17 protein-coding genes are annotated in these 14,165 nt (G+C 66.6%); all 17 read right to left on the bottom strand.

The window, feature by feature from the left end:
* Positions 1 to 71: 71 nt before the first annotated feature.
* Complete coding sequence (locus RTX79_RS07360; protein ID WP_312682986.1) at positions 72 to 356, bottom strand: hypothetical protein; 285 nt, start codon at positions 354 to 356, stop codon at positions 72 to 74.
* Positions 353 to 1,051, bottom strand: coding sequence for a hypothetical protein (locus RTX79_RS07365; protein ID WP_312682987.1), 699 nt, complete (start codon positions 1,049 to 1,051; stop codon positions 353 to 355). The genes RTX79_RS07360 and RTX79_RS07365 overlap by 4 nt, the downstream gene beginning before the upstream one ends.
* Positions 1,032 to 1,577 (bottom strand): hypothetical protein, encoded by a 546-nt coding sequence (locus tag RTX79_RS07370; RefSeq protein WP_312683031.1) that lies wholly within the window; start codon positions 1,575 to 1,577, stop codon positions 1,032 to 1,034. The genes RTX79_RS07365 and RTX79_RS07370 overlap by 20 nt, the downstream gene beginning before the upstream one ends.
* Positions 1,570 to 2,370: a type III secretion system inner membrane ring lipoprotein SctJ gene (gene sctJ / locus RTX79_RS07375; protein WP_312682988.1), complete on the bottom strand. Its 801-nt coding sequence runs from the start codon at positions 2,368 to 2,370 to the stop codon at positions 1,570 to 1,572. The genes RTX79_RS07370 and sctJ overlap by 8 nt, the downstream gene beginning before the upstream one ends.
* 3 nt (positions 2,371 to 2,373) lie before the next feature.
* Positions 2,374 to 2,664 carry a type III secretion system inner rod subunit SctI gene (sctI, locus tag RTX79_RS07380; protein ID WP_312682990.1) on the bottom strand — a complete coding sequence of 97 codons (291 nt, stop codon included), beginning with the start codon at positions 2,662 to 2,664 and terminating at the stop codon, positions 2,374 to 2,376.
* Positions 2,665 to 2,716: 52 nt separating this feature from the next.
* Positions 2,717 to 3,028 carry an EscF/YscF/HrpA family type III secretion system needle major subunit gene (locus RTX79_RS07385; protein ID WP_312682991.1) on the bottom strand — a complete coding sequence of 104 codons (312 nt, stop codon included), beginning with the start codon at positions 3,026 to 3,028 and terminating at the stop codon, positions 2,717 to 2,719.
* A 29-nt stretch (positions 3,029 to 3,057) separates the two neighbouring features.
* Positions 3,058 to 4,245, bottom strand: coding sequence for a PrgH/EprH family type III secretion apparatus protein (locus RTX79_RS07390; RefSeq protein ID WP_312682992.1), 1,188 nt, complete (start codon positions 4,243 to 4,245; stop codon positions 3,058 to 3,060).
* A 113-nt stretch (positions 4,246 to 4,358) separates the two neighbouring features.
* Positions 4,359 to 4,880 (bottom strand): lytic transglycosylase domain-containing protein, encoded by a 522-nt coding sequence (locus RTX79_RS07395; protein ID WP_428695971.1) that lies wholly within the window; start codon positions 4,878 to 4,880, stop codon positions 4,359 to 4,361.
* A 53-nt stretch (positions 4,881 to 4,933) separates the two neighbouring features.
* The gene (locus tag RTX79_RS07400; RefSeq protein WP_312682993.1) at positions 4,934 to 5,191 is read right to left on the bottom strand and encodes an acyl carrier protein; all 258 of its coding nucleotides are present in this window, start codon (positions 5,189 to 5,191) and stop codon (positions 4,934 to 4,936) included.
* On the bottom strand, positions 5,188 to 7,161 hold the full coding sequence (locus RTX79_RS07405; RefSeq protein ID WP_312682994.1) for a hypothetical protein: 1,974 nt from the start codon (positions 7,159 to 7,161) through the stop codon (positions 5,188 to 5,190). Before RTX79_RS07405 ends, RTX79_RS07400 begins: the two co-directional genes overlap by 4 nt.
* Positions 7,162 to 7,174: 13 nt before the next feature.
* Entirely contained in the window at positions 7,175 to 8,113 is a 939-nt protein-coding gene (locus tag RTX79_RS07410; RefSeq protein WP_312682995.1) for an IpaD/SipD/SspD family type III secretion system needle tip protein, read from the bottom strand.
* Positions 8,114 to 8,247: 134 nt separating this feature from the next.
* A complete protein-coding gene (locus RTX79_RS07415; RefSeq protein WP_312682996.1) occupies positions 8,248 to 9,528 on the bottom strand; it encodes a hypothetical protein in 1,281 nt (426 codons plus the stop codon).
* Positions 9,529 to 9,566: 38 nt separating this feature from the next.
* Positions 9,567 to 11,243 (bottom strand): type III secretion system translocon subunit SctE, encoded by a 1,677-nt coding sequence (gene sctE, locus RTX79_RS07420; RefSeq protein ID WP_312682997.1) that lies wholly within the window; start codon positions 11,241 to 11,243, stop codon positions 9,567 to 9,569.
* A 193-nt stretch (positions 11,244 to 11,436) separates the two neighbouring features.
* Positions 11,437 to 11,970 carry a SycD/LcrH family type III secretion system chaperone gene (locus RTX79_RS07425; protein WP_312682998.1) on the bottom strand — a complete coding sequence of 178 codons (534 nt, stop codon included), beginning with the start codon at positions 11,968 to 11,970 and terminating at the stop codon, positions 11,437 to 11,439.
* A 27-nt stretch (positions 11,971 to 11,997) separates the two neighbouring features.
* The gene (locus RTX79_RS07430) at positions 11,998 to 13,080 is read right to left on the bottom strand and encodes an EscU/YscU/HrcU family type III secretion system export apparatus switch protein (protein WP_312682999.1); all 1,083 of its coding nucleotides are present in this window, start codon (positions 13,078 to 13,080) and stop codon (positions 11,998 to 12,000) included.
* Positions 13,077 to 13,877, bottom strand: a complete 801-nt coding sequence (sctT, locus tag RTX79_RS07435) for a type III secretion system export apparatus subunit SctT (protein WP_312683000.1) — start codon at positions 13,875 to 13,877, stop codon at positions 13,077 to 13,079. The genes RTX79_RS07430 and sctT overlap by 4 nt, the downstream gene beginning before the upstream one ends.
* Positions 13,877 to 14,134: a type III secretion system export apparatus subunit SctS gene (gene sctS / locus RTX79_RS07440; protein WP_309682186.1), complete on the bottom strand. Its 258-nt coding sequence runs from the start codon at positions 14,132 to 14,134 to the stop codon at positions 13,877 to 13,879. The genes sctT and sctS overlap by 1 nt, the downstream gene beginning before the upstream one ends.
* Positions 14,135 to 14,165: the final 31 nt, after the last annotated feature.

A 14,165-nucleotide genomic window follows, 5' to 3' on the forward strand; every position in this document is an offset into this window, starting at 1 on the left:
ATAGCGGGGGGCGATGGCATCGGGAATGAAGGCGACGCGATATCGCCCCCACGCCCACGGCTGCCGTCAGATCAGATGTCGATGCTGAGTGGGGGAACGCCGGTAGCTTCTTCGTCGCCGGTCATCATGGTCTCGATGAACATCTGTCGTGCCCAGTCATTGATCAGGCCCTCCATCAGAGAGATCGGGCGTGGCAGCGGCGTCAGCTCGCCGTCCCCTGCGCTGGTGTCGTCTGCGTCCTCGCTGGCGGCGGCGTCCCGACCTCGGGCCAGCACGCGCTCGGCCAGCGACAGCGGACGCCCCGCTTCCTGCCATGGCGTCGATGAGGGGGCGGTTGCGGCAATAATCGAGTTCATCGGGATTCCTTGAAGTGGGTGAAACGGCGAGCCTGGCGGGCGGCATCGAGCGCCTCCAGCACCTCCGCGCAATAGCCGCTGGCGAGGGTATTCAAGCGGTCCTGCACGCCGGGCAGCGCCTGACCCAGTGCAACCTCCACGTCTTCCAGCAGGCTGCCCTGCAGGTCCAGTTCCCATGCCAGCGCGCCGAGTTCCAGCAGCGGCAGCTGACGGTCCGCCGGCCGGACCTCCAACGCATGCAGGCGCGGGTCCTCGCGCAGTGCCTGCAGCAGCGCTTCATGCTGCCGCGGAACATGCAGCACGGCCGGGTCGGCGGCGTCGGCCTGCGCCAACCGGTGGGCGAAGGCAGTGCAGATCGGTTCGATGACGACATCCGGTGCAGTGTTCATCGCCTGCAGGGTGGCGTGGACGTGGTCGCGTACGGCCGAAGCCAGCGTCGACTGCGCCCGCTGCATGCCCTCGATCACGTGCTGCAGGGCGCCCAATGCGTGCAGCACCCCGTCTCGATAGCCTTCAAAGGCGGCGGCAGCGCGCAGTTCATGCGCCTCCAGCCTGGCCTGTTCCTGCTCGCGCGTGACCCGCCGGCGGGAAAACGCCTGGACGCGGGCAAGGTCGATGCCCTGCTGCACGCTGGCCGCCTGGATGACATGGTCGACAGCGCGTTCCAGCAGGCTTTCAGGATAGGTCTTCAGCATGGTTCCAGGCACTCAGGAAGCAGGTCATGTCGAACGGGTGGACGCCGGCGAGGGCTTCTTCCGGCAGGGCCGGCAGGCCGTCGAACCACAGGGCGATCCGCGCATGAAGCCAGTCCGGAAGCTGGCTGCGCAGCCCCTGCTGCAGCTGCTGCCCGCCCCAGGCCAGCAGCATCGCCGGCGGCGGCGGCTGCGACCAACGGACACAGGCCTCGGGAAACCCGAGCCGCAGGAAGGCGTGCAGGGCAGGCGGCTGGGTTGCCAGCCAACGGGCGCCCAGCACGTGTCGCCGATGCCCGGCGCAGGCCAGCAGCCAGGCCGCCGTCGGGATACGCCCCCAGCCGCGCACCAGGCGCTCTACCAGCGGTGCCGGCGTACCTCCGTCGGCGGGCGCGGAGGGCAGGCGATGGGCGTGGCACAGCCAACGGTTCAACGCGCTGCGCTGTGATGCAGACAATGGCGCGGGTGCGGCCTGCCACGGCCGGTAGTAGGCGACCGGATCATGCAGGATGCGCAGGCGCTCATGCATGGGGGCCACCGGACGCATCCTGGCGACCGCGGCGAAGGCGATCAAGCACGCCACGCGCACGCGGGTCGCCACGCTTCAACAGCCACCCACCGACGCCAGCCACCAGCAGCAGGCCGATCAACGGCAGCAGCAGCCACACCCACATCGGGCGTTGCGGTCCGGCCGGCGTCACCACCAGGCTGCGCGGCTCGGCTGCCGGCGTCAGCACCACCGACACGTTGTCGTAGGCCACATCGACGAAGGCATTACGCAGGAAACGCTTGGCCGTGGCCAGCAGCACCGCTTGGTCCATGTCCGCCGAATGCGCCAGCACGGCGGCGACATGCATCGCCGGCGGCCGGCGCTGCTGCAGGCTGCCTTCGACCGGGCCGGCGTCGTAGCTCACGTGCACGCGCGCCCGCTTCACCCCCACCAGCGTGGTCAGCGATTCCTCCAGGCGTTGTTCAATGGCCGACAGCAGCCGTGCGCGCTCGGCCAGCGGCGTGCTGACCATCGCATCGGCAGGAAACAACGTGGCGATCTGGGTGCGCGGGGCGGAAGGCAGGCCCTTCAGCTGGACCAGGTCGATCGCCTCGGCCAGGTCATCCGCACCCACCCGCACCACGAAGCCAGCCTTGCCCTGCAGGCGCTTTTCGGCGGGAATGTTGTGGTGAAGCAGCGCCGCCACCACTTCATTGGCCTGGCGCTCGTCCAGTGCCTGCAGCAGTTCGGAGCGCGCGCAGCCGGCCAGCAGCAGGCACAGCAGCAGGCACAGCAGCGGGGGCGCTACGCGACGCGTCGGGAAAGCGGTCATGGCTCAGCTCTTCACCAGCGTTTCGATGCCCTTGGTCGCGTGGCTGACCAGCGATGAACTCAATGCGATCTGCTTGGTGTACGCATCCAGCTGCAGCTGCAGCGCATGCAGCCTGGCCGGGTCGCTGGCGACCGCCGGATCGTTGGCCGCGGCCAGAATGGCATCGCGTTCCTGGCCTGCCCACACATAGCTTTCGGCAAGAGCCTGGTTGAACCGGCGGGAAAGCGGAACGGGCACGCCGTCCGCTGCGGCAAGCGGGGATACCGCCGCCGATACCGGGGCAATAGTGATCATGGGAAACTCCTCGTCGCGAAGGACGGCCCACGCAGCGCGCGGGCCGCGGGGCTCAAGCCAGGTTGCGGATGACCGACTTGCTCTGGTCGCTCAAGCTCTTGGTCGAATTCGACTGAAGCATCCGGTACATGTTGTATTCGGACAGCGCCGCCTGGTAGTTGGCCAGCATCGCCGGGTCGCTGGCGTTGCCGTCCTCGCCCAGTTTTTCCAGTATTGCCTTCATTTTCGCCTTCAGGTCATTCACGCCCAGGTCGAACATGCCGGAATGGTTGGACATCCATCCCTTCCATTTGTTCCCGTCGCCGCCGTCGCCGGGGTCTTCCCATCCCAGCTTGGTGGGAGGAGGGGCAATGATATCGCTCATGGAGTTCTCCAATCAGAGGTTTAGGACAGTCAGGGCGCCGCTTGGGATACGGCAGCGCGGGCGTAGTCCCAGCGGCCGCTGCCGACCGACAGCAGCTGGCCCGGGGAATAGCGATAGGAACGGCCCTGCAGCAGGTCGTCCCACAATTGGGGCGCCACGCGGATACGGCGTGTTCCCCAGTGCTGGTGGAAGGCATGCGCTGCACCGGCCATGGCATTCAGGCCGGCATCGTCGAGGAACACGTCGTTGACGATGCTGACCCGCTCGCCTCGCGGTTCGGTGCGGGTGCTGATGCCCAAGACGCGCATCTGCTGCCGCGCCAGCGCGATCAGCTGCTGGTCGCTGACGGCCGACACCCGCGCCTGCTTCAGATACGGCGCGTGGGGTGCCAGCACGGCACCGACCTGGCGGGTGCGTGCGTCGGTCAGGCGACCACTCAGCACCACGTCCGGCCGTTCCGGGTCGTTCAGCCGCACGACCACCACGTCCATGCCGGCGGCGATCAGTGCCTGCTCCAGGCGCAGGGCTTCTTCGCGGCGCAGCAGGTGGATGTCGTTGCGCCGCTGCGCGCGGCGACTGGCGCGCTCGCCCCAGCTGCGCGCCGAAGCGCTGTCACTGAAGGCATACAGGTGGCCGTCGTTACCGGCGGCGATTGCATACGCCGCCGGCGCATGCGACAGCACGCTGGCCAAGCCGCGCACGCGGGCTTCCGGCTGGTGCTGCCAGTAGAACCATGTGGCGCCTGCTGCTGCGGCCAGCAGCGCAGCAATGCCCAGCAGCAGTGCCGGACGACGACGTCGGGCGTGCTTTCCATCAGCCGGCACTGCGGTGGCCGGCACCTCCATCGGCAGCGCCGGTGGCACGAACGAAAGCACCTGCGCCGACCATTCCGCATGCTGTTCGCGCACGGCGAAATAGACGCCGGCCGCCTGGATCGGTTGCTGCAGCGGCAGTGTCCGCCAACTCCATGCAGCGTGTTCGTCGCTGCGCTCACCCAGCTGCAGCGTGCCCTCCGCATCAGCCGCCTGCAACGCGAATGCGGCCGCCGGAACGTCCGCCGGGATGTAATAGGCACGATCATCGGCACCGAGCAACTGCGCGGCACGGCCATTGGCCAGGTTTTCCTGCGGGCCCACATGAAACACGGTTACCCCGACGGCGACGGAATATTCGACGCCGCTCAGGCTGCCCGCAAGGATTCTCAGTACATGCAACATGGGATGATCAACGGAGGGTGACGTGCCGTGTTTGGCGCTGGCTATGCTGCGGGCGCAGGTGCGTCGGCGCCATAAGCCGAGTTGTAAATGATGGTCTTGCTGAAGCTTGGAATTCAGTGCCCGTAGCGCTGCCGGACGGCGCGCACATAGGCCTGGGTTTCGGCAAAGGGCGGAACCCGGTTGCCATGCCGGTGCACGCTGCCTTCACCGGCGTTGTAACCGGCCAGGGCCAGGTCGAGATCCTGGTCGAAGTGCTGCAGCAGCCACGCCAGATAACGTGCCCCACCGCGCAGGTTCTGCGCGGGATCGAAGCGGTCCCGCACGCCGAAACGCCGGGCGGTGGCCGGCATCAGCTGCATCAGGCCCGCCGCGCCGGCAGGCGAGACGGCCAGCGGGTCGAAGCCGGATTCCTGGCCGACCACGGCCTGCAGCAGCGCTGCGTCCATGTCCATTTCTTCGGCGATCTGGCGCAGCAGCGGACGCCAGCGTGATGGGGCCGCGCTGCCGCCTTGCGCTCCCCCCTGCACTGGGCGCCGGGGGTACAGATGAAAGGCCTGCAGCCCGCGCGCGGGCTGCTCGGCCACCACCAGGCGGCCATCGGCAGACACCCCGGCGTAGAAGGAGGTCGCCTGCACGGAGGCCGTGCTGGCAGCGAGAAAGATACCCGCTGCCAGCGGCCCTGCCTGGATCACCCGGCGACGCACTGCAGCCGGCCCACGGCGGCCTCCAGCTCCGCCACCGTGCGGGCACCGGCCAGCGTATCGGCACTGATGACCACGTCGAACTGCTCTTCGATCGTCACCAGCAGGTCGGCGATTTCCAGCGAGTCCATGCCCAGGTCTTCCACCAGCCTGTCGCCGCGGCGGATATCGGCCGCGACGATCGAGCCGGTGACCAGGGCGATCAACGGCCGCACGTCGTGGGTGGGGCCGTCAGGCCTGCTCACTCCCGTGTCCTGCCACGCACGTCATGGGCGCGCTGCCCCAGCGGGAAGGGCGATGCCAATCGTTGGAACGGTGAAAAACGGTCCGGCTTGTCCGTATTCCTCGTGTGTCCATTCCCTGCACCAGTCTCCTCCTCTTCCTCATCAACGCGGTCTGAGCGAACCGCGATGAGGTGCTCAAGGTTCGGATGAACACCACCGTTGGCAACCAAGTCGAAACGCGAGTTCGCCATGAGGTCCTTCATCAAGTTTCCGTGCAGCGGATGGACCGGAGCCGCATTACGCCCTGTGCTGTGGGTCAACTGGTGACGCTGGTGGTCGTCGCGCACTGTATGGAGCACCTCAGGCGGATCCTGTTCGTCATCCAACTCGTTAGTGTCCTCTTCGATATCCAGCTCGCTCGCGGTGGCGTCAACGATCGCGTCCAGCACCTGCGACTCGGCATCGTCCACCTCCGGAAGCTCGTCGATTAACAGCGGTATCGGTTCTACTGCTGCCTCCACCGCCGGCGCCGGGCGCGGGTCCTTGTTGCCCTGAAAATTCCAGCCATCCTGGTTGACGATGTTGCGGGCGTTGTTCTCGACGTGGATATCGGGGAGCTTGATCGCGCCCAGCACGCTGACCAGGTGCTTGGCGAAATCATTCACAGGATCGGCGGCCTTGTTGGCCGGCGCAGGCTGCGGTCGTTCTGCGGCCTGGGCCAGCTGCGGCAGCAGCTTAGTGTCCTGCAATACACCGCGTGCGTCTGCGCCCTCCAGCCGCTGGCGGTAGGCCGAGAATGCCTGGGCGTTGATGAGATCCGGCAACTGGCGCCGCAGCGCTTCAGATGACAGATCGGGATTCTTCCGCGCCAAGGAACCCACCACCGCAGCGGTCGAATCGGTCAGAAGTCGATTCTCGATCACAGAACGCCCTATGACCTCAAACGTCTTCTCGATGGACTCCTTCAGTTCTTTGAGTGGCTTGGACGCGTTCTTGCCGAAGGCACGATAAAGGCCCGTGTAACGGCCCTTGTCCGCATCCAGATAGCGATCCAGCTGTTTTTCCAGGGCTGCGCGGACCTTCGTGTCTGCTTTCACTTCCGGCATGGACAGCAGCCGGCACGCGTTGAGAACTTCCACGCCACCGGCCGAGTTGGCGTGACGGGTCAGCAGGGCATCCACCTCGCTCCGGGGGACCCCCAGATCGCTGAGCACGCTACGCGCCGCCTGCTCGCGCGACATGTTGGATGCCTGCGTCTGCGCCTCGTTGAACAGCGCGTCGGGCGGCGTTTCGCCGGTTGCGGCCCGGTGCCTGGTGGTTGCGCCAGCCTGCTGGTCCCACTGCTGCGTCACCGGTGAAAGTTCGCGTGCGACATCCTTGTGGTGCTGCAGCTGATAGGTGGGCGATTGCCGGCCCAGATCAAGCGGATGGCCTCGGTCGAATTGCGGCAGGAAGTCCGCGCGCTGCGGGCCATCGCCTCCGGCGCCGCCGCCATACATGCCGAGGCCGTCACCAAGGTCTGAGGGTTGCTGCATTTCGCCGAATTCGCCCGGAGCAAACAGGCTTTCCAACGACGGGGCCCTGTGAAGTGGGAAGCTTGCTGCCGGCTCATTGGACGACGCCCAGGGCTCCCCCTCCGGTGTAATTTTGGGCGGGTAGGTCAGGACGTCCGGGTTCTCCGGCAGCAGGAAATCACCGCCCGCGCCGCCATCTCTGTAGGAGTCACCTCCGAAGAGTGAAGGATGATCCACTCGCCCGTGTTTGATGGGGCTGTTCCCGCCTGGAAGCGGGGTTTCATATGCCGGCGGCGAGCCTGCATGCGCATGGAAAAGCTGCGATGGCGCGACACCGATCAGTGGCGGCTGCAACGGACGTGGAATAACGCCGTTTCCCACGGCGACTTTGTCGAACCCCTTTGCCTGGGTCGGGTTCACCCTGGGCAAATAACCTTCCTGGAAGTTTGCGAGTGAAATTGCATTGGAACCTGGCATATCGAATCTCCTCTTAGCCTGCCATTGCCTGGATGACCGCGCGATCGCCTTCGGTCACCGCGTCGATCGTGCTGCTGAGGATCTTCACCAGCATGTCCCAGCTCTGCAGCTGCCGCTGATACTTCTCAGGCAACGCCCGGTTGATGAAGTTGAAGCGCTCCATCATGATTTCCTTCTGGGTCATCATTTCGTTCAGTGCACTCGCACTGACTTTGCCGGCGCTGTCAGGGAACACGCTGGCCAGATCCGTAATGAGGTCAGGATCGATGCTGACCTGCCAGCCAGGGCCGGGGTCGGTCGCGATGATCTTCAGGCCCTCGATACCCAGCTCATCGAGAAACGCCTGCGCGTCCGCTTGATTTTCGTATACAGGACCGAAGCCCTGCTTGGACCATTTCTCCTTCAGGGCATCGAAGGCCTCGTGCAGGTCCGTGGGATCGAACTCGATGTTCCCGTCCTTGTCCGGCGGCGGCAGTTTCTTGCCGAGATCCTTGAGCGCATCGGTGAGTTCCCTATAGAACTCCACGTATCCCGCCAGCATCTCGCTGTACCTGCTGATCCAGTCCGCATCAAGCCGGCTGATCAGCGCGGCGATCTCCTTGAAGAAATCGCTGTGCGATCCTCCTACACGTTGCTCGGCATCCTGCAGCAGGCGCTGCGGAAGCAGTTCATGCAGGGCGCGGCGCGCTTCCTGCATCACCTGCTGTGCGTGCTCATCGCCCGGTTCGGCGTCGGCGAGCGCCGGCCAGGGCGAATGGCGCAGCGCATCGGCGGCCGGCGCCCGCTTTCTTTCCAGTGACAGCGACTCCTGGTGGGTCGCAAGCTGCAGCATGGCCTCGACATCGGCTGCTGGCAGCGGGCTGCCATCGGCGAAGCGGGCGATGTGGGCCAACAGTGGCGAGGCGGACGCCCGCCGCATGGGGGCGGGCTGCTCGGCGACCAGCGCGGTCACCGCGCCGCGTTCTGCAGGGAGGAATGACGGCGCCGGACTGCGGGCGAGGGGAAGGCTGGCTTCAATGGGCATGGAATGCTCCGTGGCAGGGGCCGGCGCGCGATGCGCCCCGGACCCGGAAGTGGGTGGGGCGGTCAGCGGCGCATGTTGCTGACGATGTGTTTCGCGGCGTCGTAGTTGTCCTGTTCCATGCTGACCAGCGTGGCGAACATCGCCTGCTGGCTCTCGCCGGTCTTGCTGGCATCCTGGTTGGTCTTGCTGCCGAGATCGACCTGGATGTCCTTGCTGACACGGTCGCGCTCGGAATCCACGTCGTGATCTTTGCTCTGGAGGTCGAGCGGCGTGGCCGCTGCGGTACCGATGCTGGCGCCAGTGTTCGTGACCGCCTGCGCCGCGTTGTTGAGCACGCCGAGCTCGGTGTTGTTGATGGCGTACTGCGTCTCGTGCACCGCGGCCGCTTCCTGCAGCGCCTGCGGACGCTGGCGCAGGGCCTCCAGGTGCGACGGGCGTGCCGTGGCGCCGGCCGGTGCGTTGTTCATGCCGACTGCGGTCTGGTGGTTGAGGCGGTTGGCTTCGGCGTTGGAGGCGTCTGCCGCCATCTTGTTGGTGCGCAGGTTCTGCACGCCCTTGTAGGCACCGACCCCGGCCATGCCGACGCCGGCCGCCGCCACGAACCCGCCCACCACGGCAGCGGTGATCTTCGCCGCCTGGTTGGATTTCGCGCTGTCCACCATGCTCTGGGTCATCGCGGCCAACGACTGCACCGCCAGGTGCACCATGGCGACCGCCTGCTCGCGCTGGCTGGCGCTCATTTTCATCAGCAGGGCGACCAGCACCAGCACGAAATCGGTGCGCGGGTTGCCACCCATGCCGCCCCACCTGGGCTCGTCAGCCTGCTGCGCCGCTTCGTCCAGCGCCGCACGAACGGAAGGTTCATCGTCGAGTACCTCGCGCAGCCACGCAGGATCGGTCTGCAGCCCTTCGCCATCGCCGGCCAGCGCGCGCATCTCGGTCCGGCTGGGCAGCACAAGCTCGCCTTCGCCGGCGACCTGCCGTACCAGCTGCTGCGCCTGCTCGGTCAGGGCAGCCGTGTGGTCCTCACCCGCGGCATGCAACGCGGCGGTCCGGTGCAGCGTGGCGAACGCTTCTGCGGTCGCGCCCGGCACCATGGCCGGATGCTGTCCGACGATCAGCGGCAGCAGCGCGCCGACCCCGACGGCGGTGGCAGCCGGCAAGGCAAGCTGGGGCGCAGTACGACGGGACGCGTCAAGCTGCAGGCGCACCGTGTGCTGTACCGCGGCTTCGGCCGCGCGGCGCGCCTGCTCTGCATCCGGCGAGGCGGGCGCGGCGCGGGTGTCCCGCGGCGCGGTGGCGTGCTGCGAAGGCAGTTGCAGGTTTGCAGAGATCGGGTTCATTGGAATGTTTCCTGTAAGAAGAGGCGGCGTCGCTGTTTTCAGGCGCGGTTGCGTATGTGGCCGATGATGTGTGCGGTCGTATCCGCGCGGTCCTGCTGGACCTCGCTCATCTGCGCTACCAGCTCAAATGCGAGGCGATGGGTCTTGCTTCCTGCCTCGGCGATCATCCGCATCATGTCCTGCAGCACCTGGCTGCCGAACAGGCTTTCCTGGATGAGTTTCAGCAGCTTCTTGACCTCGATCATGATGCCGGCGACGATCACCTGGCCGACGTCGTGCACGGTCTGGCCGATGGCACCCGCCGCGAGCGCCACGAACTGCAGCACCTTCGTGGCCTGCTCCACCATCTGGGCCGCGGTCATCGCCGTGGTTTCCACTGCCGTCTTTGCCGCGTTCGCTGCGGCGCGGCCTGCTGCCGCCAGATTGCCGGTGATGATCATCGCGGCCACGATCGCCACGACCACCAGCACCGTGGCAACGATCGAACCGATCTGCCTGGCGGCATCCGCAGCGACCCCGAAAGCGATCAGCGCGCTGGCAATCACCTTGCCAAGCTGCTCCACCACCTTGCCGACCACCGAGAATCCGGTGGTCATGCCGACGATGCTGTCGATGGTGAGCATCATCCCCATCACACCGCCGGCGATCAGCGCCACGTTGCCGTGCAGCGCGCCGACCACGATGGCGCCGATGCTTGCGACCGCACCTATCGCGGCACCGATCCAGCCGAAGATCTTTCCGGCGCAGCCGGTCTTCTTCTGCGCATCGCGTGCGCGCTGCAGTTCTTCATCGTGCTGGCGGATGCGCTCGCGCTCCTTCGCCTGGCGCGCCTTGATGGTCTGGATGGTGACCTCACTCATGCTCTTCAGGGTGTTGTCAGCGTGCTTTCCCATCAGCTGGCTGATGATTCCCATCAGCATGGCCAGCGTGTCGGTCGCGTTCAGTTTCCGCTCGCCGTCGCCGGCCATCATCGGCTGGTCGTGGTTGAAGCCGCGCAGCGTTGCCTCCACCTCGTCCAGTTCACCCAGCCTGGCATCCAGCACGGCAACGGCCTCGTAGAGCGCCTTGGATGCCGCTTCGAAACGCGACTGCGCCTGCTGCAGCACCTCACGCGCAGCCGCAAGTTCAGCCCGCTTTGCTGCAGCGGCCGGGTCGGACGGATCCAGTGCGTCCAGCTCGCTCTGCAGCCGCTGGACGTGCTCGCGCGCCGCTTCCAGGGCCCCTTCCTGGGCACCGGCTTCACCCGCTGCGGCCTCCGCCGCGTCCTGTGCCGCCATCGCAGCGTCGAGCGCGGCCTGCATCTCGGCCGACAGGTTTTCGGCGCGCTGCGCACGTGCCAGCAGCTGGATCCGGTAGGTCTGCAGCCGCTGCTCGACCCGATCAAGTCGCTGGTCACCAAGGGCCGCCTGCAGCTTGCCCAGCCACAGGGTCAGCAGGCTCTCCGGCGACATGCGCCGGCCTTCGTCGCCGGCGGCGCGGTGCAGCCGGGCCAGGTCGGGGGTGCGCAGGGCCACCGCGTCATTGTTGGGTTGGGGATTACCCGCGTCGCGCGGCGTGCTGGCGGCGAAGGTCGCGAATACCTCGGCATTGATCCGTTCAAGCTGTGCGGCGGGCAGACTGGCGCCAAACCCCTGGGCGGCCTGGATGGCGGACTCGTGGCCGCTGCGACGGAGCACCAGGGGAAGCGGCGCTGCGGGTACGGGTGATAGGGACATGGGCATGGGTGATCCTTCTGCGGTGACGGCCGGCCAGGCCGGGTTGGGCCGACGCCGTGCAGGACTGCACTGTGGCGGCGGGCAACGGATTCAGTGCGGTGAGTATCCCGATGCGAAAGCGCCACGGCTTTCAGTTTCCGCCCGTGTACGGGCACGCTCCGTGGCGCTGTGACGCCTGTCTGTCAGCCGCCGCTCATGCGTCCTCGGTGGCGTCGGTGTCGGTGCTGTCAGCGGCGTCCGGGGCCTCCTTCAACACCTTCAGATAGGCCGCCGAGCGCGTCCCCAGGTCGTTGCCCACGGCGCGTGCTGCAACCGCTTCGAAACATTCCCGGGCCTTGCTCGACCGTCCCAGTGCGAGGTGGCACTGGCCGACATGGAACATCGCACGGTCATCGCTCAGGTTCAGCGCCTGGGCCACCGCGTACATGCCGATGGCTTTCTCGTATTCACGCTTGAGGTGCAGTACCGCCCCCATGCCCAAGGCATAGTCGGCGTTGTAAAAGTCGTACAGGCACAGGAAGCGGAAGAACGCTTCGGCCTCGTCCAGTTGTCCGTTTTCGTAGTAGCGGTGGGCGATGGCATACACCCCTTCCAGGGTGTCGCGGCTCACCCCCTTGAGGTCGGCAACCGTGGCGCCCTCACGCAACCCTTCCAGAATCAGCCGGGTGATGTCCTGGTCCTCGGCAGGGGACTCCGGGGAGCGGGTCGGATCGATGTCAATGGTCATGCAGTGCTCCAGTGGTGGGACAGGGGGTCAATCGGACGAATCGGGCGGCACGGCGTCAGGGTCCGCGTCCGGCTTTCCGGCACGCTCCACGTCGCGCAGCCAGCGGACGATCTGCATCACCGGATCGATGCTGCGGTCGTGCACGAACTGGTAGCGGCGGGTGCTGAAGTAGACGTCGCGCGCCAGCTTGATATCGCGTACCACCGGGACCCCGTTGGCTTCGGCCAGCGCGATCACCTTGCGGGCGCGCGCGCCCCGCTCACGCACTGCCACGAACGGCAGCGGCGTGTCGTCGTCCATCAGGAAAATGCCGACGGCGATATGGGTGGGATTGGCCAGCACAACGGTGGAGCCGCGGGTGTCGGCCTCTACCTGCGCCGACAGCTCGTCGTTGACCTGCTGCCGGCGCTTCTTGATCTCCGGCTTGATTTCGTTGTCCTTGCGCTCGCGCTTGACCTCGTGCTTTTCCATCTTCATTTCCCGGATAAAGAGGAAGTGGTCCAGCCAGCCGGCGAGCAGGTACACCGGCGCCATTGCCAGCAGCAGGCCCAGGCCGAACAGCAGCGCCACGTGCCGCCAGACGGCGACGAGCTGTGCATCGCCGGCCTGCACCTGACTGAACAGATCGGTGCCCCAGATGCCCAGCGCCAGCCAGGCAAACAGCCCGCAGCACAGCAGGTACAGCACGGTGCGCAGCAGGTCCTTCAGCACCCGGGCGGAGAACAGGTTCTTGAAGCCGTTGATGGGATTGAGCTTGTTCAGATCAAAGCGGATCGCTTCGGTGGCAATGCGTCCCCTGCTCATCGCCAGCGAACAGATCACCACACCCACCGCTGCCGCCAGCAGCACCGGGGCCAGCGCCAGCAACAACCCCTTCAACGCCGCCAATGCCGCAGCGGTGGGCGTGATGGCGAACCCGCCGCGCACGATGTCCACGTACAGCTGCGCCAACGGCGCCAGCGAACCGAGCAGCGCGATCGCCGGAAGTCCCAGCCACAGCACGCTGGCGGCGACCAGGTCACGGCTGTTGAATGACTTGCCCTTCCTGCCCTCTTTTTCCAGCCGCTGCGCGGTCGGCTTCTCGGTTTTCTCGCTGGCGCCGGAACTCATCCCGGCACCCCGGGCAGCAGGCCGCGCAGCGCCGGATACTGCCGCCACAAGGCAGGTACCTGGTCGGTCATGGCCAGCATCAGATAGACCAGCATCGCGGCGAACGCCAGCACCGACTTGACCGACAGCGATACGGAGAAGGCGTTGAGCTGCTGCGCGAAGCGGGAGATCACGCCCAACAGGATTTCCACCAGCAGCAACAGCAGCAGCACGGGCGCGGCCATGCGCATCGCCGCCGACAGCACGATATCCACGAACGAATGGATGCTGGACAGCTCCGGCAGGAAGCCGCCCCCCATCGGCACCAGCACATAGCTGCCCTGGATGGCCTCCAGCAACGGCACCAGCCCGCCCGCCACCAGGAACACCACCGCGCTCATCATCTGCAGCAGGTTGGCCATTTCGGTGGCCTCCACGCCGGTGAGCGGGTCGAGCATCGCGCCGACGCCGGCACCGCGCTGGGTGTCGATCACCGAACCGATGGCATGGAAGACGTGGTAAGGCAGCGCAAGCAGCATCCCCAGCACGGTGCCGGCCATGGCTTCACGCAGTGCGGCCAGCGCCAGCGACGGCATGTCCACCGGGCGCTGCAGGGACTCGGTGACCGGCCATAGACCGATCAGCACCGCCAGCGCCAGCACCGTCCTGACCATGCGCGAGGGAACCGCGCCACTGGACAGGTACGGCAGCCAGGCAAAGCACGCCAGCAGCCGGGCCAGGCCCAGCGTCGCAGGCACGGCGTACTCACCGAGCGCCTCCAGCAACGCACCATCCAGCGGGCTCAGGCCGATCTGCATTACACCCCCAGCGCGCGGCCGAATACCAGGCTGCCGAAGTCAATCAACGTGCGCGCCATCCACCCCAGCATCACCAGCACCGTCACCACCACGGCGAGCATCTTCGCGCCGAACGGAAGGGTCTGTTCCTGCAGTTGGGTCACGGTCTGGAACAGGCCGATCAGCAGGCCCACCACGGTCGCAACGATCACCGGGCCTGCCGACAACATCAGCACCAGCATCAGGGTCTTGTTGCCGATCGCCATCAGTTCGTTCATGGCCGTGCGCCCTGCCCGCGGACCGCCGATG

It is taken from the genome of Stenotrophomonas chelatiphaga (assembly GCF_032054965.1).
Lineage (GTDB): Bacteria > Pseudomonadota > Gammaproteobacteria > Xanthomonadales > Xanthomonadaceae > Stenotrophomonas > Stenotrophomonas chelatiphaga.